At 71.7% G+C, this 19,646-nt stretch carries 13 protein-coding genes; 3 read left to right on the top strand and 10 right to left on the bottom strand.

The annotated features are described in order from the left end of the window. Window positions 1–62: 62 nt before the first annotated feature. The 4 genes from AB5J55_RS25785 to AB5J55_RS25770 form a co-directional block, all read right to left on the bottom strand. On the bottom strand, window positions 63–1,328 hold the full coding sequence (locus tag AB5J55_RS25785; protein ID WP_369272907.1) for a protein kinase: 1,266 nt from the start codon (window positions 1,326–1,328) through the stop codon (window positions 63–65). A gap of 447 nt (window positions 1,329–1,775) precedes the next feature. Then, on the bottom strand, window positions 1,776–3,461 hold the full coding sequence (locus AB5J55_RS25780; RefSeq protein ID WP_369272906.1) for a serine/threonine-protein kinase: 1,686 nt from the start codon (window positions 3,459–3,461) through the stop codon (window positions 1,776–1,778). A gap of 163 nt (window positions 3,462–3,624) precedes the next feature. Next, entirely contained in the window at window positions 3,625–6,447 is a 2,823-nt protein-coding gene (locus AB5J55_RS25775; protein ID WP_369272905.1) for a protein kinase, read from the bottom strand. Window positions 6,448–6,632: 185 nt separating this feature from the next. Continuing rightward, complete coding sequence (locus AB5J55_RS25770) at window positions 6,633–8,783, bottom strand: serine/threonine-protein kinase (protein ID WP_369272904.1); 2,151 nt, start codon at window positions 8,781–8,783, stop codon at window positions 6,633–6,635. A 210-nt stretch (window positions 8,784–8,993) separates the two neighbouring features. Between AB5J55_RS25770 and AB5J55_RS25765 the strand changes: the two genes are divergently transcribed. Then, window positions 8,994–10,085: a serine hydrolase domain-containing protein gene (locus tag AB5J55_RS25765; protein ID WP_369276291.1), complete on the top strand. Its 1,092-nt coding sequence runs from the start codon at window positions 8,994–8,996 to the stop codon at window positions 10,083–10,085. A 181-nt stretch (window positions 10,086–10,266) separates the two neighbouring features. Here AB5J55_RS25765 and AB5J55_RS25760 read toward each other — a convergent pair whose 3' ends face one another. Next, the gene (locus tag AB5J55_RS25760; RefSeq protein WP_369272903.1) at window positions 10,267–11,973 is read right to left on the bottom strand and encodes a glycerol-3-phosphate dehydrogenase/oxidase; all 1,707 of its coding nucleotides are present in this window, start codon (window positions 11,971–11,973) and stop codon (window positions 10,267–10,269) included. Between the two features lie 262 nt (window positions 11,974–12,235). Between AB5J55_RS25760 and AB5J55_RS25755 the strand changes: the two genes are divergently transcribed. Next, complete coding sequence (locus AB5J55_RS25755) at window positions 12,236–13,444, top strand: nucleotide sugar dehydrogenase (RefSeq protein ID WP_369272902.1); 1,209 nt, start codon at window positions 12,236–12,238, stop codon at window positions 13,442–13,444. 76 nt (window positions 13,445–13,520) lie between these two features. Here the strand turns inward: AB5J55_RS25755 and AB5J55_RS25750 are convergent, their stop codons facing one another. The 4 genes from AB5J55_RS25750 to AB5J55_RS25735 all read right to left on the bottom strand — a co-directional run bounded on the left by AB5J55_RS25750 (window position 13,521) and on the right by AB5J55_RS25735 (window position 17,915). After that, complete coding sequence (locus AB5J55_RS25750; RefSeq protein ID WP_369272901.1) at window positions 13,521–14,645, bottom strand: GuaB3 family IMP dehydrogenase-related protein; 1,125 nt, start codon at window positions 14,643–14,645, stop codon at window positions 13,521–13,523. Between the two features lie 105 nt (window positions 14,646–14,750). Further along, entirely contained in the window at window positions 14,751–16,253 is a 1,503-nt protein-coding gene (gene guaB, locus AB5J55_RS25745; protein WP_369272900.1) for an IMP dehydrogenase, read from the bottom strand. 165 nt (window positions 16,254–16,418) lie between these two features. Next, window positions 16,419–17,006, bottom strand: coding sequence for a sigma-70 family RNA polymerase sigma factor (locus tag AB5J55_RS25740; RefSeq protein ID WP_328424507.1), 588 nt, complete (start codon window positions 17,004–17,006; stop codon window positions 16,419–16,421). Between the two features lie 297 nt (window positions 17,007–17,303). Then, a complete protein-coding gene (locus tag AB5J55_RS25735; RefSeq protein ID WP_003948568.1) occupies window positions 17,304–17,915 on the bottom strand; it encodes a response regulator transcription factor in 612 nt (203 codons plus the stop codon). A gap of 381 nt (window positions 17,916–18,296) precedes the next feature. Between AB5J55_RS25735 and AB5J55_RS25730 the strand changes: the two genes are divergently transcribed. Beyond that, window positions 18,297–18,626 carry a WhiB family transcriptional regulator gene (locus AB5J55_RS25730; protein WP_369272899.1) on the top strand — a complete coding sequence of 110 codons (330 nt, stop codon included), beginning with the start codon at window positions 18,297–18,299 and terminating at the stop codon, window positions 18,624–18,626. Window positions 18,627–18,677: 51 nt separating this feature from the next. Here the strand turns inward: AB5J55_RS25730 and AB5J55_RS25725 are convergent, their stop codons facing one another. Continuing rightward, entirely contained in the window at window positions 18,678–19,583 is a 906-nt protein-coding gene (locus AB5J55_RS25725) for a LysR family transcriptional regulator (protein WP_369272898.1), read from the bottom strand. Window positions 19,584–19,646: the final 63 nt, after the last annotated feature.

The raw sequence follows: 19,646 nt of genomic DNA, 5'->3' as shown, positions 1-19,646 counted from the left end.
GTATCCAGCGGGAATGCTTTCCGGTCACAGAGCCGTGACTCAGCTCGCAACTTATCTCCGCTTTATCCGAGGTTGGTCGGCGCGAGGGGTGAGAGGGGGGCGGTGGGGGTGCTGGGAGCACTGGAGGGGCGGGGGCGCGGTGCGCCGGAGGGGGTGACCGTGCCGGGCTTGGTGGAGGGGCTCGCCGTGTCCGGTCTGCCGGAGGGGCTTGCCGTACCGGGTCCGCCGGAGGCACTCGGCGTACCGGGTCGACTGGAAGCGCTCGGTGTCCCGGTCGGTCCGGTCGGTCCGGCCGACGTCCCCGGTGTTGAGCTGGGCGGCACCACGCCCCCGTCCCCGCCCCGGCTCACCAGCAGGGCCGCGGCCGACACCCCCGCGACCGCCATCGCGGCGACCAGCACGACGGTGGCCAGTTTGCTGCGCGTCGAGTACGAGCTCTCCCCACCGCCGACCGGGCGCACGACAGACCTGCCGAACCGTTTCTCCGCAGGCACGCGCCCCGTGTCCAGGAACTCCCGCAGCATCCGCTCGGCTGCCTCCGCGTCCAGCCGCAGCGCCGGGTCCCGCTCCAGCAGCCCCTGAACGACGGGCAGGATCGGCGCCGCCTGCGCGGGCGGACAGATCTCGTCGGACACGACGGCGAGCACGATGCCGCTCAACGAGTCGCGCCGGAAGGGAGATTCACCGCTCAGGGCCGCGCACAGCAGCGCGCCCACCGACCACAGGTCGGATGCGGGCCCGGTCCTGGAGTCGGACATCCGCTCCGGCGCGGTGTACTCGGGCGAGCCGACGAAGGACCCGGACTCGGTGAGCGTGGTCGAGCCGGCCACCTGGGCGATGCCGAAGTCGGTGAGGACGACGCGGTCGGTGCCGTTCTCGATGAGCACGTTGGCCGGGGTGATGTCGCGATGCAGGACGCCGGCCGCGTGGGCCGTCTGCAACGCGCTCAGCAGGTCGGCGCCGATCCGGGCGGCCTCCGGCGCGTCGACGGGGCCGTGCGCCGCCATCCGGTCGGCGAGGGAGTCGCCGTCCACCAACTCCATCACGATGTAGGGGCGTTCGTCGTCCTCCAGGATGTCGTGGACGACGATGACGTGCGGGTGGCTCAGCTGCGCCACCGCCTGCGCCTCGCGCAACGTGCGCTCACGGGCTCGCCGGGCCTCGGCCGCGGAGAGCGTCTCGTCGAGGGGGAGCTCCTTTACGGCCACCCTTCGTCCGAGCAACTGATCGGTCGCCTGCCATACGACACCCATGCCGCCGCGACCGAGCCTCGCCTCGAGGCGATAACGCCCCGCGATCACACGGAAGTTGGCTCCCTCGGTCCCCATGCGCCCCATCATGCAGCACCGGACGGATCGACTCCGGGGCGCCGATCGGCCAACTATGCAAAGCAGCAAAGGGTTCCAAAAGCCGCGGGATGCTCGCGGGGAGGGCGGGAGGCTTGGGGGCCGGGCTGACGGGTGGGGTCGGCGCGGGGTGCTTTGACGGGCTCGGTACCCGGTGCCGGGAGGGCCTCGGGGCCGGGTGCCGTGTCGGGCCCTCGGGGCCCCGGCGGCGGCAGAGTTCGGGAGCCGCGCGCCGCGAGGAACCTCGGGAGCAGGGTGCCCCGAGGCCTCGGGCCCCGCCCCCAGGCGCCCCCAGCCACGCACTCAGCGAGGCACCGGAGGCACGCCGCGAAAGCATCGAGCACCCCGCACCTCAAGAACCACTGGGCCGCCCACAACGAGCAGCACCGCAAGCCCGCCGGAGCTCCCGGCCGCAAGGCCCCGGGCCGCTCAGGAGCTACCCGCGCCGCTCGCCTGCCACCCCTGCAGCACTGCCGTGAACTGCTTGCGTGCCGTTGCCCAGTCCGGCTCGGGCGAGGACATGTAGATCGCGTACTCCGTGCCGTCCCGGTCGATGTACGCCTGGTCGATGGCGCGGCGCGGGCCGGGGAAGGGCGTGTCCTTGGCCTGTGCGTCCCACGTGTACTCCCACAGGGAGCCGTCGCGGTCGCGATAGAGGTTCCGCTTCAGGGACACCGTCTCGTACGACACCAGCCGCTCCCCCACCTGCTGCTCCAGGTCGGCCAGGTGGTCGTAGGCGTTCGCGAAGTCGGGCGAGGTGTCGACGGCGATGCGGACGAAGTGCTCGCCGCCGTCGGGGGTGTAGTCGACCTGCTGGAGGCCGTCGACCTCCTTGCCGACCACCTCCCGCTCCCAGCCCTCGGGCAGATAGAGGCTGAATCCGAGGGGGTCCTCGTAGCGCTTCCAGGACGACGGAACGCCGGCCTCCGGGCGCGCCGTCTCGCTCGACGTGGAGCCGGGCGAGGAAGCAGCGGGCGTGCCACCGCTCCCCGGACCCCACCTGTGCAGCACCACGGCGGTGCCCCCGCCGATGATCGCGGCGATCGCGACGACGAGGGCGACCGTGCGCAGCCGACGGCGTCTGCGCGACGGCCGGGTGGGGGCGGCACCCGTGCCGGTGCCTGCGGTGGCGTACCGCGGGCCGATCGTCGTGGGCCCGTTCATCGGCGGGTACGGCGTACCGGTCACCGAAGTCTGCGCCCCGGTGGGCACGGGCGCCCCGGCGTGCCCGGACCCCGTGCGCGCCTCCGGCTCGTACCGCGTGTGCTGCGTGGGGACGTACACCTGCGCCGCGCTGGGCCGCCGTCCCTCCGCCGCCTCGGCCAGCATCTGCTCGGCCTCGGCGGCGCCGGGCCGGGTGGCCGGATCCTTGCGCAGCAGGGCGCTGATCACAGGCGCCAGCGCGCCGGCGTGCTGCGGATCGGCGGCCTCCTCCTCGACCACCGCCTGCATGGTGCCCAGCGGCGAGGTCCGGCGGAAGGGCGAGCGGCCCTCCACGGCCGTGTAGAGCGTCGCGGCGAGCGCCCACAGGTCGGAGGAGGGGCCCGGGTCGTGGCCGCGGACGCGCTCGGGGGCGAGGTAGTCGACGGAGCCGACGACCTCTCCGGTGCGCGTGATGGTGGAGTCGCCCTCGATCTGGGCGATGCCGAAGTCGGTCAGCAGGACGCGGCCGTCCTCGGAGAGCAGGACGTTGCCGGGCTTGACGTCGCGATGCAGGACACCGGCGGAGTGCGCGGCGCGCAGCGCCCGCAGCACCCACAGGCCGATCCGGGCGGCCTCGGTCGGCTCGACGCGTCCGTTCTCCTTGACCGCGTCGGCCAGGGAGTGCCCCTCGACCAGCTCCATCACGATCCACGGACGGCCGTCGTGCTCCAGCACGTCGTGCACGGTGACGACGGCGGAGTGGTTGATGCGCGCGGCGGCACGCGCCTCGGCACGGGTGCGGGCGAGCAGCCGCTCCTGGTCGCTCTCGGAAACGTAGAGTGCGGCGGTCAGTTCCTTGATCGCGACGGCCCGATGCAGCACCTCGTCATGCGCACGCCACACCCGGCCCATGCCGCCGCTGCCGATCGCGTCGGCGAGCCGGTAGCGGCCCGAAATGAGCTGGCCCTGCATCTGATTCACGTTGCCCCGCAATGCTCTTGACAGGGTCAGGTTAAGGACCGGTCGACTCGACGGGAACCACGGGGGTGCCAAGGAGACCCCACTGTGATGGTTGTCGCTTTCGCCGCGGCGAAGCAACCATCAACCCTTTGTCACACAGGGTTTGCACCAGAAATCAGCCGGTGACCTGATAGGTCGCCGACGCCTGCTCGAACAACCGCGTCACCTCGTCCCGCTCGGCCTCCGGGCCGCGCACCTGCACGACGTGGTACTTCCCGTCGATCAGGATCGCGACATTGCGCACGAAAATCTCGCGCCCCTGGTCGTCGGTCCAGGTGAACTGCCCCTCGGCCATGGTCCGCTCCCCCACCTGAATGGTCTTCAGCCCACTGGAGGAGGCCCAGCTGGAGTCGCGGTAGGGCTGCAACTCCCGCTCGTGCTCCCGCTGGTAGACCATGGGGTCGCTGCCGTACTGCGCCGTGGTGTCCCGGCCCGGTACGACGATGAGGTCGAAGTCACCGTGCGCGTACACCACCTGCCCGCGCCCGTTCTGCGGCGTGCGGTCCCAGCCGTTGGCCACGGCGAGCTGGAACCCGGCCGTGTCCTTGCGCAGGGTGAAGCCGTCGGGGACCTCGGGGCCGTTGGTCTGCGTCTCGGTCGAACCGGCAGACTCCGAGGGGCTGTTGTCGGACGGCGGGGAGGTCTGGTCGGGACGCGGCTCGCTGCTCGCGTCGGCGGACTGGTCGGGCGCCTCGCTCGTCTGTCCCGCCGCGCCGGTGCGATCGGCGTCCGCAGTGGCGCCGTCGCCCTGGTCGGCCTTCGGCATGAACAGCATGGCGTACGCGATCGCCGCGGCCATGCCGAGCAGCACGAGCACCAGCAACGTACGCCCGAGCCTGCGCGGCGAGTGCGCCGCCTCCTGCTTGGCCCGCTTGTGCCGCCCGTGATGCGCGGGCAGCCCGGCCCGCCGCCTGCGCACCAGCTCGCCCCGGCGCCGCACGATCGGCAGCCGGTTCGGGTCGACCGGCGGGGCGGCGACGACATGCGCACCGGCCTCCGGCTCGGGCGCGGACCGCACGAGCGAACGCAGCCAGCCGCGCACTTCCTCGAAGTCGAGGCGCTCGGTGGGGTCCTGACGCAGCAACGACTCCACGACCGGCCTGAGCGGTCCGCACTCCTCGGCGAAGGCGGGCGGCTCCGCGCACACCATCTGCACCAACTCGGCCGTCGACTCCTCCGGATACGGCGCATGCCCCTGTACGGCCCGGAAGAGCAGCGCCCCCAGCGCCCACAGGTCGGTCGCGGGCCCGATCGGCGCCGCCAGCTGCCAGTTCTCGTGCACCGGCCCGGCCTGTTCCGGCGCCCACCGCTCGGTCACGGGCCCGACCACAGCCATCCGCGCCTGCCGTGCCCGCTCCGCGGCGAGCGCGGTGGTGGGCCCTCGATGGGCCGGAGTACCGGCCACCAGGTCGCCCCAGCGGGTCGCGGGGTGGGCGGAGTCGCCGACGGGCGGCGGGGTGGGCGCGCCAGGAGTGACGGGCACGCCCCGGGCGGCGGCCGAGCCCGGGCTACCGGGGGCAGGAGTGCCCTGCGCGGGAAAACCGCCGACACCGGGCGCGGGCAGGCCCCGCGCGGGATAGCCGCTGCCGCCGCGAGCGGGAGCGGGGGCACCCGCAGCAGGGGACGGCTCACGCCCCGGAGCGGACCTGCCGCCCGCCGCGTACCCACCGACGCCGGGCGCGGGCACACCTGTGTCATACGGGGCGCCGGGGGCCCCGGGCTGCGCGCCCGGCCCCGCCTGCGGAAGTGCGGTACGGTCCCGGCCCTCGTCCGGCGCGGCCCCACCGGCCCCGCTCCGCGGCGCGGCGCCGTGCCAGGGCGTGGCCCGCGTGCCGTACGGGTCGGCGATCTGGCCCTGAGGCGTGGTGATGCCGTTGCCGGAGTGGTACGGCTGCTGCGCCGAGCCGTTGGCCTGGGCGGCGCGGTCGCCTTCGGCTGCCGGGAACCCTGCGGGCAACGCCGCCCGTCCGTTCTGCGCCTCCTGCACCCGGGCCGCCGCACGGGCGCCCGCCCGATACGCGGCGATGGCTCCGGCCCGCGCGGCCCTGATGTCCCCACCGGTTTCGAGGGCGCCACCCGGTGCGGCGCCCGAGGCTTCCGCCCCGGGGCCCGTCTCGGCCGCCGGCAGCGGCAACCCCTCGGTGGCGCGTGCCTCTATGGCGGCACGCCGGGCAGCCTCGGGGTCCACGCCGGCCCCGGTTCCCCCGGCGTGCTGGCCGGGTGACCCGAGACCGCCCGGGCCGCCGAACTCTCCGCCCGAAGCCGCCCCGCCGCCGAAGGTCCCGACGGCGCCGTCCCCGGCACCGTCCTCGACCGGCACGGGGTCATACCCGCACAGCGCCTCCTCCGCGGCCCCGACCGCGAGCCCGGTCAGCATCACCCGGCCGTCGTCGCAGACGAGCACCGTGCGGGCGGTGATGTTCCGGTGGACCCAGCCGTGCGCGTGCAGCACCCGCAGCGCCATGAGGACGTCGGAGGCGACCTCGGCCGCCCGGTACGGCGTCAGCGGCTTCTCGGCGAGCAGCGCGGCCAGCGGGCGCGCACCCACCAACTCACTCACTATCCACAGCGAACCGCCCTCGGCGAACACGTCGAAGACCTGGTCCAGCCGCGGATGGTCGGGGATCCGCGCCGCGGCCTGTGCCGCCTCGACCGCCCGCCGCACGGCGGGATCGCTGGGCCGCCGCGGGCTCGAACGCGCCGAGGGCCGTCGCCCGGGCCCGCGCTCGCGCGCGTCACGCGCCGTGAAACCGTCGGGCAACCCCTCGGCGTCGAGCACCTCTGCCTCGACGACCTCCGGCAACGGCACCTGCCGGACCAGGACTTCCTGCCCGCTGTAGGTGTCGAAGGCGCGCGTCTCGGTGAGTTCGTACTCGTCGGACGGCGGCAGCGGCAGGCGGTAGCGGTCGGCCAGTACCCGACCCGCATAGTCGTCCACGTTGCCTCCCCCGGCCGTCCGGTTGGTCAATTTCGCTCGCCTTGCGTCCCGTTCCGGACGCACGACTGGATGCGTACGGTCCGCAAGCACTCACGATACGTGCCGGAGGCAACTCGCAAAGAGGGGTTGCCGGATCTCACGGCCCAATCGCGCCCTTGGCGAGCCCAAACCGAAATTCGCTCACTTCACGACTTCGGCTTGAACGAGTCCGTCAGCGTCTGCCACGTGTCCTTACGCAGGTCACTGTCCCAGTTGGCGGCTTTCGCGGTGTACATCAGCGCGTATCCGAGTTGCTCGTTCACCACGAACCCTCGGTCGATCGTCCGGTACTCCGTCCCGCCCTCGGCATAGGTGAACTCCCAGTCGGCCGTGTTCCAACCGCGGTAGTCCACCTCCTCTATCCGGATCTTCTTGTACTCGGAGCGCTGCATGTACTGCTCCTGGTCCTTCCAGTCCGCCACCGGGTCGCCCTTCGGCGTGGACGTCCAGGCAACGAGCAGCTTCTGCCCGTCGGGCCCGGTGAACCGGTCGCCCGCCGACCCCGTGGACTGGAACTTCCATCCCTCGGGCAGCCCGAGCGCGTACCCCTGGCTCCCGTTGTGCGTCGACGCGGCCTTGCTCCCGCCCCCGGATCCCGCCCCGTCACCGCTCCCGCCGGTCGCGCTCGCCCCGGCACCGGGCGTGGTCCCGCTCTCCGCCCCGGAACCCGACCCGGCCGACGCCGACTTCTCCCGGTCCGTACGGGTCTTGTCGCTGTCGTCCTTCTTGGTGTCGGAACTCGCGCTCGCCTTGGCGGATGCCTTGGCACCGCCACCGCTCGCCGCACCGTTCGAGTCGTCGTCGCCGAGCGTGAGGGCAAGCACCACACCGATCACGGCAACCACCACGGCCACCGCGATGATCGCCAAGGTCCGCTTCGGCACCACATCGGTGAGCGGCGCCCTCGGCGCGGGCCGCGCCGGCAGATCCGGCGGCGCCATCTTGGGCCACCCCGAACTGCCGCCCGCACCCTGCCTGTTCGCCGCCTGTCCGTCCCGCTCACCGGCACGGTCACCGGCACCGGATCGGTCACGGGCATCAGCACCGGCACGGTCACCGCCAGTCGACCCGGCACCCACGCCGGCAGCCCCGGCACCGGAGGCCCCGGCACCGGAAGCCCGGCCGGAATCCCCGGCCTTCGACGACGCCCCGGCCCCGCCCACTCCCGTGGACGACCCACCGGCCGCCGCCCCGTCGGACCCCGAAGCGGCCGTCTCACTCCCGGACTTGCTACGGGCGGCAGCCGCCCCGGCCGCCCCCGCACTCACCGCGGCCTTGCGCACGGAACGCAGCGCCCCGCGCAACCGCTCCCCGGCCTCCTCGCCCCGCTTACCGGCCCCGGCACCCGAACGGCCCTTGCTCTCCGGCGCGTCGGGCTGCGGCGGCAGTGGCACGACCTTCGTCGCGTCCGCAGGCTCGGACTTGGGCGCCGGCGCATGGATGACGGCGTTGAGCATCGCCCGCGCACCGGCGTCGTCGAGCCGCTTGGCGGGGTCCTTGGTGAGCAAACCGTAGATGACGTCCTTCAGCGGTCCCGCGTTCTTCGGCTCCTCCAGCGGCTCCGTCATCACCGCCGTGAGCGTCGCGATCGCGGAGCCCTTGTCGTACGGCGGCACACCCTCGACCGACGCGTACAGCAGCCCGCCCAGCGACCACAGGTCGGCCGCGGGGCCCGGCTTGTGGCCGCGGGCCCGCTCCGGGGAGATGTAGGACGGCGCGCCGACGAGCATGCCGGTCGAGGTGATGGAGGGGTCGCCCTCGACCTGGGCGATGCCGAAGTCGGTGAGCACGACCCGCTCGGTGTCGGACTCCAGCAGGACGTTCGACGGCTTCACGTCGCGGTGCAGAATGCCCTCGCGGTGCGCGGAGCGCAGCACGTCGAGGACGGCCAGGCCCACCTCGGCGGCCCGCTTGGGCTCCAGGAGGCCGTCCTCGCGGATGACCTCGGCGAGCGACTTGCCCTCGACGAGCTCCATCACGATCCACGGCCGGTCGTCCTCGTCGACCACGTCGAACACCGTGACCGCGCTGTTGTTGCGGATCCGGGCGATCGCTTTTGCCTCACGCAGGGTGCGCGTGATCAGCCGCCGCTTCTCCTCCTCGTCGATGTTCGACGGGAACCGCAACTCCTTGACGGCGACGGTCCGCCCCAAAGTCTCGTCCACGGCACGCCACACCGTGCCCATGCCGCCCCGGCCGAGCACTCCTCCCAGCCGGTACCGCCCCGCGAGGAGACGCTCACGGTCGTCCTGACGAGTGTCCTGACGAGATGTCCCCGCCCGCTCCGCCTCCGACATGCGTCCCCTCATACAACCCGCCCTGACAGAGCCTCCATTGTCTCTCACCCGACAAGTGCCCGACGCCCAGGGTGCCTCACGCGTCGCCACCCGACCGCACGGCCCGAGCCGCCCGGGCACCGCACACCCGAGGCCCGGTGAATAACGGGTTCCGCTTGCCCGGCATGATGACCCGCGACAAGGGAAGGACCCCGCATGGCGCGAACGGCGATGCCACTGCTTCGGACACTACTGGCCATACCTGTGTCCCTCACCGTCCTCTGCCTCGTGTCCCCGGCCCTTCTCGGCCTGTCCCCGACCTCCTCGACCTCCTCGTCGGCACGCACCGCCTCGTCGACCTCCACGGCACCGGCGACAAACGCCCTGCTGTCCCTGCTGGTCACCCGGGGCAAGGCCCCCGCCGCGGCCCTGCTGGCCCGCGAGGACGGCGGCACCCGCTATGCCCGGGCCGGGCAGGGCATCGCCCGCACCGACCACTTTCGCGCCGGCAGCATCACGAAGACCTTCATCGCGACGGTCGTCCTCCAACTGGCCGCCGAGCGGCGCCTGTCCCTGTCCGACACGGTGGAGCAGCACCTGCCGGGCCTGGTGCGCGGGGCGGGCAACGACGGGCGCGCGCTGACCCTTCGTGCCCTGCTGACCCACACCAGCGGCCTGTACGACTTCGCCGCCGCCTCCGGGGGCACCGTCCCCGTCACTCCCCTTCAGGCCGTCCGCATCGCCCTCACCCACCCCCCTGCCCACTCCGGCGGTTACGCCTACTCGAACACCAACTACGTCCTGCTCGGCCTGGTCATCAAGCAGGTCACCGGCCGCTCCTACGCCGCCGAGACCGAACGCCGCGTCATCGCTCCGCTGGGTCTGACCGGCACCTCCTTCCCCGGCTCCCGCACCTCGCTCCCCTCCCCGCACGGCCGCGCCTACGCAGCCGACGGGACCGATGTCACCGCACTCGACCCGCGCGTGGCAGGCGCGGCCGGCGAGCTGGTGACCACGCTCGCCGACCTCGACCGCTTCTACGCCGCGCTGCTCGACGGCCGCCTGCTGCCCCCGCGCCGACTGCGCGAGATGCTCGACACCCGTGCCGCGCATGGCTCGTACGGCATGGGACTCTTCCCTGTGAAGCTGCCGTGCGGCACCGTCGTATGGGGGCACAACGGGCGCATATCCGGCAGCTACGTGCGCTCCGCGGCCACCGTCGGCGGGCATCGCGTCCTGACCTTCCGGGTGAACACGACGGCGATCGCAGATCCCGGTCTCGAACGCCGGCTGCTCACCGCCGAGTTCTGCCCTCGCACCTGACAGAACGGTCGAGGTTCGAGCAGAGATCCCGACCCCTGTAGCCCGTTCGGGTGACGTCCTGCGCCCTCACCGACGATCCGGCTGCGTGGGGCCGCGCCCGAGGAGCGGCCCGCCGACCCGTCGGCACCGTTCGCGGCGCCGGCTCCCCTCGACCGCCGCCGGCCCCTACGCCGGAGTGCTGCTACTGCGGCACGATGTCCGGCGCCCCCAACCGCGCCGCGTCCGCCGTCAGGTCGTCCGGCTGCCGCTGCGACTCCCGCTCGGCCTCCACCCGCTTCTCGTAGTGCTGGACCTCGCGCTCGATGTGTTCCTTGTCCCAGCCCAGCACCGACGCCATCAGCTCGGCCGCGTCGCGCGCGCACCGCGTCCCCCGGTCGAACGTCTCGATCGAGATGCGCGTGCGCCGCGTCAGCACGTCGTCCAGATGCCTGGCCCCCTCGTGCGAGGCGGCGTACACGATCTCGGCGCGCAGATAGTCGTCGGCGGACTGCAGCGGCTCGCCCAGCGCGGGATCCGCGGCGATGAGCTCGAGCACCTCCTCGGCCAGCGACCCGTACCGGTTCAACAGGTGCTCCACCCGCACCACATGGATCCCCGTGTGCGCCGCGATCCGGGCACGTGCGTTCCACATCGCCCGGTATCCCTCCGCGCCCAGCAGCGGAATGTCCTCGGTGACGCACTCGGCGACCCGCATGTCGAGCCCGTGCACGGCCGCGTCCACCGCGTCCTTGGCCATCACCCGGTACGTCGTGTACTTACCGCCGGCCACGACGACCAGCCCGGGCACGGGGTGGGCCACGGTGTGCTCGCGCGAGAGCTTGCTGGTGGCGTCCGACTCTCCGGCGAGCAGGGGCCGCAGTCCCGCGTACACGCCCTCCACGTCGTCCCGCGTCAGCGGCACCGCCAGCACCGAGTTCACGTGTTCCAGCAGGTAGTCGATGTCCGCGCTGGACGCGGCCGGGTGGGCCTTGTCGAGGTCCCAGTCGGTGTCGGTGGTGCCGACGATCCAGTGCCGGCCCCACGGGATGACGAACAGCACGGACTTCTCGGTGCGCAGGATCAGGCCCGTCGAGGAGTGGATGCGGTCCTTGGGCACGACGAGGTGGATGCCCTTGGAGGCGCGTACGTGGAACTGTCCGCGCTCCCCCACCATCGACTGGGTGTCGTCGGTCCACACACCGGTCGCGTTGACGATCTGCTTGGCGCGGATCTCGTACTCGCCGCCCCCCTCGACGTCCTGCACGCGGGCCCCGACGACGCGTTCACCCTCGCGCAGAAAGCCGGCCACGCGCGCGCGGTTGGCGACTTTCGCGCCGTAGGACGCCGCCGTACGCACGAGGGTGGCGACATAGCGGGCGTCGTCCATCTGCGCGTCGTAGTACTGCAGCGCGCCCACCAGCGCGTCCTTCTTCAGGGCGGGGGCGACGCGCAGGGCGTTGCCGCGGCTCAGGTGGCGGTGCATGGGCAGGCCCCGGCCATGTGTGCGGGCCATCGACATCACGTCGTAGAGCAGGACGCCGCAGCCGGCGTACAGGCGCTCCCAGCCCTTGTACTGCAGCGGGTACAGGAACGGCACCGGCTTGACCAGGTGCGGCGCCAGCCGCTCCAGCAGCAGGCCGCGCTCCTTCAGGGCCTCGCGCACGAGCGCGAAGTCGAGCATCTCCAGATAGCGCAGGCCGCCGTGGATCAGCTTGCTGGACCGGCTGGAGGTGCCGGACGCCCAGTCACGTGCCTCGACCAGGCCGGTGGACAGTCCGCGGGTCGCCGCGTCGAGAGCGGTGCCTGCGCCCACCACGCCGGCGCCCACGACCAGGAGGTCCAGCTCCCGCTCGGCCATTGATGCGAGTGACTCGGCGCGCTCCGCCGGCCCCAGTGTCGCTGTCCTCACCGCTGCCTCCCGCTCATCATCGCGTAGGCCGCACCCGTCGGGCGAAGCCCGGTTCATACCCCCTCATGCCCAAATTCTGACCGGGTTGCCCGGCCTCAGCCACCACTCGCCCCCAGCCTGTGGACAACACTCACGGAAACGCGATCATTCAATGCCGCAAATCGGTCATATTTACTCCTAGTCTGACATTGCGCTCCCTCGATCTGTCCACAGGGCTTGCGCACCTGCCCCGCTTCGGTTACTGGGAAGGACGGCCCACGCCATGCCCTCAGATCTCGCCGTCATCGGACTTGGCCTGCACGGCCTGCCCCTGGCGAAGGCCGCCGTCGCGGCCGGCATCCCCACGCTCGGTTACCGGACCGGGCCCGAGGCCGGCTCCCTCAGCCCCGCCGAACTTCGCCGGATGCTCTCGGGGGGCTTCCGGCACGCCACCAGCCCCGCCGAGCTCGGCCGCGTGCGCACCGCCGTCATCTGCGCGCAGACCCCGCGCGGCGCGGACGGCGGGCTGGACCTGAGCCAGGTGGAGGGGGCAGCCCGCACCCTGGCCGCGCGGCTGCGCCCGCACACCACCGTCATCCTGGAGTCGCCCGTGCCCCCGGGCACCACCGAGAACGTCCTGCGCCCACTGCTGGAAGAAGTCTCCGGACTGCGCGCCGGCCGCGACTTCCACCTGGCTTACTCCCCCAGCCGCGTCGACCCCGGCAACCGCGATTTCACGCCCGCAAACACCCCCAAGGTGATCGGCGGCCTCACACCCGCGTGCACCGAGTCGGCCGCGGCCTTCTACGGCCGTCTCACCGACAAGGTGGTACGCGCGCGTGGACTGCGCGAGGCGGAGACGGTGCAAGTGCTGGAGACCAACTTCCGGCATGTCAACATCGCCCTGGTCAACGAAATGGCCGTCCTCTGCCACGACTTGGGCGTCGACCTGTGGGACGTCATCCGTTGCGCGGAGACCAAGCCGTTCGGCTTCCATGCCTTCCGCCCCGGCCCGGGCGTCGGCGGCCACGCCGTTCCCCAGGACCTCACCGGCCCCGCCGGCCGCACCCTGCGCATGGTCGAACTGGCTCAGCAGGTGAACAGCCAGATGCCCCGCTACGTCGTCCAGCGCGCCGCCACCCTGCTCAACGAGCACGGCAAGTCCGCGCGCGGCGCCCGCATCCTCCTGCTCGGCGTCACCTACAAGCCCGACCTGGCCGACCAGCAGTCCACGCCCGCCCAGGAGGTCGCGATCCGCCTGATGGAGCTGGGCGCCTGCGTCAGCTACCACGACCCGCACATCCCGTCCTGGAACGTCCTGGACCGCCCGGTCCCGCGCGCGGACGCCCTGTACGAGGCTGTCGCGGACGCCGACCTGACGATCTTGCTCCAGCAGCATCGGACGTACGACCTGCAGGGCCTGTCCGTGAAGGCACAGCTGCTGCTGGACACGCGGGGCGCGGCGCCCACGGGGGCGGCGCATCGGCTGTGACGGGACATGCAAAAGGGCCGGTCACCCCACTCGGAGTGATCGGCCCTTCCCTGACGTGGACGTAACCGCGTGGCGGCTAGCGCTGGTGCTGCGAGTCCGCGACCGTGACCTCGACCCGCTGGAACTCCTTCAGCTCGCTGTACCCGGTCGTGGCCATCGCCCGCCGCAGCGCACCGAAGAAGTTCATCGAGCCGTCCGGAGTGTGGGACGGCCCCGTCAGGACCTCCTCGATCGTGCCGACCGTGCCGAGGTCGACCTTCTTGCCGCGCGGCAGCTCCTCGTTCACCGCCTCCATGCCCCAGTGGTGGCCCCGGCCCGGCGCGTCGGTCGCGCGGGCGAGCGGGGAGCCCATCATCACGGCGTCCGCGCCGCAGGCGACCGCCTTGGGCAGGTCGCCGGACCAGCCGACGCCGCCGTCGGCGATCACGTGCACATACCGGCCGCCGGACTCGTCCATGTAGTCACGGCGGGCCGCCGCCACGTCCGCGACCGCCGTCGCCATCGGCACCCGGATGCCCAGGACGTTGCGCGTGGTGTGCGCGGCGCCGCCGCCGAAGCCGACCAGGACGCCCGCCGCGCCGGTGCGCATCAGGTGCAGGGCCGCGGTGTACGTGGCACAGCCGCCGACGATCACCGGGACGTCGAGCTCGTAGATGAACTGCTTCAGGTTCAGCGGCTCGTGCGAACCGGAGACGTGCTCCGCAGAGACCGTCGTACCGCGGATGACGAAGATGTCCACGCCCGCGTCGACGACCGCCTTGGAGAACTGGGCCGTGCGCTGCGGGGAGAGCGCCGCGGCCGTGACCACGCCCGCGTCGCGCACCTCCTTGATGCGCTGCCCGATCAGCTCCTCCTTGATGGGAGCGGCGTAGACCTCCTGGAGCCGGCGCGTGGCGGCCTCGGTGGGCAGCTCGGCGATCTCGTCGAGCAGCGGCTGCGGGTCCTCGTACCGCGTCCACAGGCCCTCGAGGTTCAGCACGCCGAGGCCGCCGAGCTCGCCGATGCGGATCGCGGTGGCCGGGGAGACGACCGAGTCCATGGGGGCGGCCAGGAAGGGCAGCTCGAAGCGGTAGGCGTCGATCTGCCAGGCGATCGAGACCTCCTTCGGGTCCCGCGTACGGCGGCTGGGGACGACGGCGATGTCGTCGAAGGCGTACGCCCTGCGCCCGCGCTTGCCGCGCCCGATCTCGATCTCAGTCACGTCTGTGGCCTTTCCCTGATGCGTTCAGCGTCTTCCAGTATCGCCGACGGGTACGACAAGGGCGGCCCCGGTGCACCCGGGACCGCCCTCGAAGGAAGCTGCCGACTACTTACGGCTGTAGTTCGGCGCCTCGACCGTCATCTGGATGTCGTGCGGGTGGCTCTCCTTGAGGCCGGCGGAGGTGATCCGCACGAAGCGGCCCTTGGACTCCATCTCCTCGATGGTGGCGGCGCCCACATAGCCCATGGTCTGGCGCAGCCCGCCGACGAGCTGGTGCAGCACGTTGGCCAGCGGGCCGCGGTAGGGCACCTGGCCCTCGATGCCCTCGGGCACGAGCTTGTCGTCGGAGGACACCTCGGCCTGGAAGTAGCGGTCCTTGGAGTACGACCGGCCCTGGCCGCGGGACTGCATGGCCCCGAGCGAGCCCATGCCGCGGTACGACTTGAACTGCTTGCCGTTGATGAACAGCAGCTCGCCCGGAGACTCCTCGCAGCCCGCCAGCAGCGAGCCCAGCATCACGGTGTCGGCGCCGGCGGCGAGCGCCTTGCCGATGTCACCGGAGTACTGCAGGCCGCCGTCGCCGATCAGCGGGATACCCGCGGCGCGCGCGGCCAGGGAGGCCTCGTAGATGGCGGTGACCTGCGGGACGCCGATGCCGGCGACGACGCGGGTGGTGCAGATGGAACCCGGTCCGACACCGACCTTGATGCCGTCGACACCGGCGTCGATCAGCGCTTGGGCGCCGTCGCGGGTGGCGACGTTGCCGCCGATCACGTCGACGTCCACGCTCGACTTGATCTTCGACATCCAGCTGAGGGCGTTGCTGCTGTGACCGTGCGAGGTATCGACGACCAGGAAGTCCACACCGGCCCCGGCGAGTGCCTGGGCCCGCTCCAGGGCCTCGGGGCTGGCGCCGACGGCGGCACCGACGAGGAGCCGGCCCTCGCCGTCCTTGGCGGCATTGGGGTACTTCTCGGCCTTGACGAAGTCCTTGACCGTGATGAGGCCCTTGAGGACGCCGGCCTCGTCGATCAGGGGAAGCTTCTCGATCTTGTGGCGGCGCAGCAGCTCCATCGCCTCGCTGCCGGAGATGCCGACATGGCCCGTGACCAGCGGCATCGGCGTCATGACCTCGCGCACCTGACGGTCGCGGTCCGTCTCGAAGGCCATGTCGCGGTTGGTGACGATGCCGAGCAGCTTGCCGGCCGGGTCGGTGACCGGGACACCGCTGATGCGGAACTTGGCGCACAGGGCGTCGGCCTCGGCGAGGGTCGCCTCGGGGTGCACCGTGATGGGGTCGGTGACCATGCCGGACTCGGACCGTTTCACCAGGTCGACCTGGTTGACCTGGTCCTCGACGGACAGGTTGCGGTGCAGCACGCCGACGCCGCCCAGGCGGGCCATGGCGATCGCCATGCGGGACTCGGTCACCTTGTCCATGGCCGCCGAGAGCAGCGGGATGTTCACACGGACGTTGCGGGAGATGCGGGACGAGGTGTCGACCGCGTTGGGGAGCACCTCGGATGCGCCCGGCAGCAGCAGCACGTCGTCGTAGGTCAGCCCGAGGGTTGCGAATTTACCGGGCACTCCGTCGACGTTGGCAGTCATGACACCTTCCCCAAATGGCCTTGATCGGTGCGGATGTCCATGCTAACGGGAAGCATGGGGCGCAAATTCCACGGCTGCGGCCGACCTTGGGCTTCGTATGTTCGTACGGAACCGGAGTGAGCCTTGTTCATTTTGGGACGCACTCAAGGGAGCACTGACGGAGCGCTACTGCTCGGCCAGCGCGCGCAGCCTGCTCAGCGCCCTGTGCTGGGCGACCCGGACGGCGCCGGGTGACATTCCCAACATCTGACCCGTCTCTTCCGCGGTCAACCCCACCGCGATCCTCAGCAGCAACAGCTCCCGCTGGTTCTCGGGCAGGTTGGCCAGCAGTTTCTTGGCCCACTCGGCGTCGCTGCTGAGCAGCGCCCGCTCCTCGGGGCCGAGGGAGTCGTCCGGGCGTTCCGGCATCTCGTCGGACGGGACCGCGGTGGAACCCGGATGCCGCATCGCCGCCCGCTGCAGGTCCGCGACCTTGTGCGCGGCGATGGCGAAGACGAACGCCTCGAAGGGACGGCCGGTGTCCTTGTAGCGCGGCAGCGCGAGGAGGACGGCGACGCAGACCTCCTGGGCGAGGTCCTCGACGAAGTGACGGGCGTCGCCCGGAAGACGGGACAGCCTGGTGCGGCAGTAGCGCAGGGCCAGGGGGTGGACGTGCGCGAGCAGATCGTGCGTGGCCTGCTCGTCCCCGTCCACGGCGCGATGGACGAGCGCTCCGATCGCCCCGTGGGCATGAGCCGCCTCGTCCTCGCGCATCGGTCCATGGTGCCTTGCGGCCGTTTGGTCCGTGGCATCGTGTCCGACGTTGTGCACCGAAGCGTTATGAGCAGGTGCGGCAGAACTCATCCCCTGCGCCCTCCCCTTCCGCTCGACCGACTCGTCCCCGAGAGACTCCACATTCTCAAGGATGCGGCATCCGCGGCGAAACGAGCACCGGGCGCCGACAGGGCCCCTTGACCGGCCTCGCAACCGCGCCCCCAAAGGGGCGCGGGGAAACTGCGCGGCCAGCCACAAAACGACCCGCACACAGCAACGGTCCGCAGGACCGAGCTCTCAGCGAACCAGACCCCACCGGAACCCGAGCGCCACGGCGTGCGCCCGGTCCGACGCGCCGAGCTTCTTGAACAGCCGCCGGGCGTGCGTCTTCACGGTGTCCTCGGACAGGAACAGCTCCCGACCGATCTCCGCGTTGGAACGACCATGGCTCATACCCTCGAGCACCTGGATCTCACGCGCCGTGAGCGTCGGCGCCGCACCCATCTCGGCGGACCGCAGCCGCCGCGGGGCGAGCCGCCACGTGGGGTCGGCCAGCGCCTGCGTCACCGTGGCGCGCAACTCCGCACGCGAGGCGTCCTTGTGCAGATAGCCGCGGGCACCGGCGGCGACCGCGAGGGCCACGCCGTCCAGGTCCTCGGCGACGGTGAGCATGATGATGCGCGCACCGGGGTCGGCGGACAGCAGCCGCCGCACCGTCTCGACGCCGCCCAGACCGGGCATGCGTACGTCCATCAGGATCAGGTCCGAGCGGTCGGCGCCCCAGCGGCGGAGGACTTCCTCGCCGTTGGCCGCCGTCGTCACGCGCTCGACACCGGGCACGGTCGCGACCGCGCGGCGGAGCGCCTCTCGGGCAAGCGGGGAGTCGTCGCAGACGAGGACGGATGTCATGGCCGCCCTCCGCAGCTGATGCACGTCACCTTGAGCCTCCAGGCTGGTACGAAATCGTCACCTGTGCGGTCGACCGCCTCGGACGCGTGCCCGAGCGCTTGTTCCTTCAACCGCCTCCGCCCTCTCAACGACGGTCACTCGAAAGAGTTACGGGGGCATGTGCCGTCTTCGGCACTCTACGTGAGGGGGCGGACACGAGGCAGACATGCACGACGGACCCTCAATGTTTCATCACAACCCATGCCCCATTCAGCCCTTTTTCTTCCCGTTTCATGGCGTTTGGGGCTAGATTCGCAATGAGTCATATTTTCATCTTCTTAGATCGTAGATGTACGGTCGTAGACACCGTATCCGCCCAGAACGGCTACAAGGGGTCACGCAATGGCAGATTTCTCCCGCCTTCCCGGACCGAACGCGGACCTGTGGGACTGGCAGCTGCTGGCTGCATGCCGCGGGGTGGACAGCTCGCTCTTCTTTCATCCGGAGGGCGAGCGCGGTGCGGCTCGGAGTGCTCGAGAGAACTCGGCCAAGGAGGTCTGCATGAGGTGCCCCGTGCGCGCGCAGTGCGCGGCACATGCGCTGGCGGTGCGCGAACCGTATGGCGTCTGGGGCGGCTTGACCGAGGACGAGCGCGAGGAACTCATGGGGCGGGCACGCAACCGGCTGGTGTCGGCCTCGACGGCCGGCAGCGAATCCGGCTCACACACCTGAAGGAACGTTTCTGCATCTAAGGGCACGCACAGGCGTGCCCTTTTTCCGGCCCTAGCGGGCGGCGGCCCGCGCCAGCTGTTCCAGCGTCGCCGCGACGGCCGGCACCTGCGCCAGGTCGGGCAAGGTGAGCGCGACGATCTCCCGCCGGACCGCCGGTTCCAGCGTCACCATGCGCGCTCCCCGCGGCCGTACGGACTCGACGGCGAGCTGGGGCAGGACGGCCACGCCCAGGCCGGCGCCGACCAGGCCGACGACTGCCGGATAGTCGTCGGTGGCGAAGTCGATACGGGGAGTGAAGCCGGCGCTCTCGCACACCTCGATCAACTGCCCTCGGCAGCGCGGGCATCCGGCGATCCAGGGCTCGGACGCGAGCTCCCCGATGGCGACCGATCCGGAGGACGCGGTGCGCGCGAGCCGGTGCCGTTCGGGTACGAGGCCGACGAGACGGTCCGTCAGCAGCGGGCGTACGACGAGGTCGTCCCACTCCCCTTCCTGGGCCGCGCCCTCGTAGCGGAAGGCGAGGGCCACGTCGCAGTCGCCCTCGCGCAGCAGCTCGACGGACTTCGGCGGCTCGGCCTCCTCCAGGGAGACCCGGGTCCCGGGGTGTGCGGCGCGCAGGGCGGCGAGGGCGGTCGGGACGAGGGTGGAGCTGCCGCTGGGGAAGGAGACGAGCCGCACGCGCCCGGCCCGCAGCCCGGCGATGGCGGCGACCTCCTCCTCGGCGGCGGTGAGTCCCGCCAGGATCCCGGCGGCGTGCCGCACCAGCGCCTCGCCGGCCTGGGTGAGCCGCATCTCGCGTCCGCTGCGGATCAGCAGGGGTGTGCCGACGGATGCCTCCAGGGCCTTCATCTGCTGGCTGACGGCGGGCTGGGTGCAGCCCAGTTCGCGCCCCGCCGCGGAGAAGGAACCGGTGGTGGCGACGGCGCGCAGGACGCGGAGGTGACGGGCTTCGAGCACGGAATCGAGCATAAGCGAACCTTGGGGTACGCGCCGAATAATGCGACGACACTTTGGACGTAC

Source organism: Streptomyces sp. R11, assembly GCF_041051905.1.
Classification (GTDB): domain Bacteria; phylum Actinomycetota; class Actinomycetes; order Streptomycetales; family Streptomycetaceae; genus Streptomyces.
This window is presented reverse-complemented; position numbering and strand designations above follow the sequence as displayed.

Coding starts and splice junctions, on each gene's coding strand:
- AB5J55_RS25740 (WP_328424507.1), bottom strand. CDS start 17,006: ATGCGCGAGGACGAGGCGGCTCATGCCCACGGGGCGATCGGAGCGCTC.
- guaB (WP_369272900.1), bottom strand. CDS start 16,253: ATGACTGCCAACGTCGACGGAGTGCCCGGTAAATTCGCAACCCTCGGG.
- AB5J55_RS25780 (WP_369272906.1), bottom strand. CDS start 3,461: ATGCAGGGCCAGCTCATTTCGGGCCGCTACCGGCTCGCCGACGCGATC.
- AB5J55_RS25785 (WP_369272907.1), bottom strand. CDS start 1,328: ATGGGGACCGAGGGAGCCAACTTCCGTGTGATCGCGGGGCGTTATCGC.
- AB5J55_RS25735 (WP_003948568.1), bottom strand. CDS start 17,915: ATGACATCCGTCCTCGTCTGCGACGACTCCCCGCTTGCCCGAGAGGCG.
- AB5J55_RS25770 (WP_369272904.1), bottom strand. CDS start 8,783: ATGTCGGAGGCGGAGCGGGCGGGGACATCTCGTCAGGACACTCGTCAG.
- AB5J55_RS25755 (WP_369272902.1), top strand. CDS start 12,236: ATGCCCTCAGATCTCGCCGTCATCGGACTTGGCCTGCACGGCCTGCCC.
- AB5J55_RS25730 (WP_369272899.1), top strand. CDS start 18,297: ATGGCAGATTTCTCCCGCCTTCCCGGACCGAACGCGGACCTGTGGGAC.
- AB5J55_RS25765 (WP_369276291.1), top strand. CDS start 8,994: ATGCCACTGCTTCGGACACTACTGGCCATACCTGTGTCCCTCACCGTC.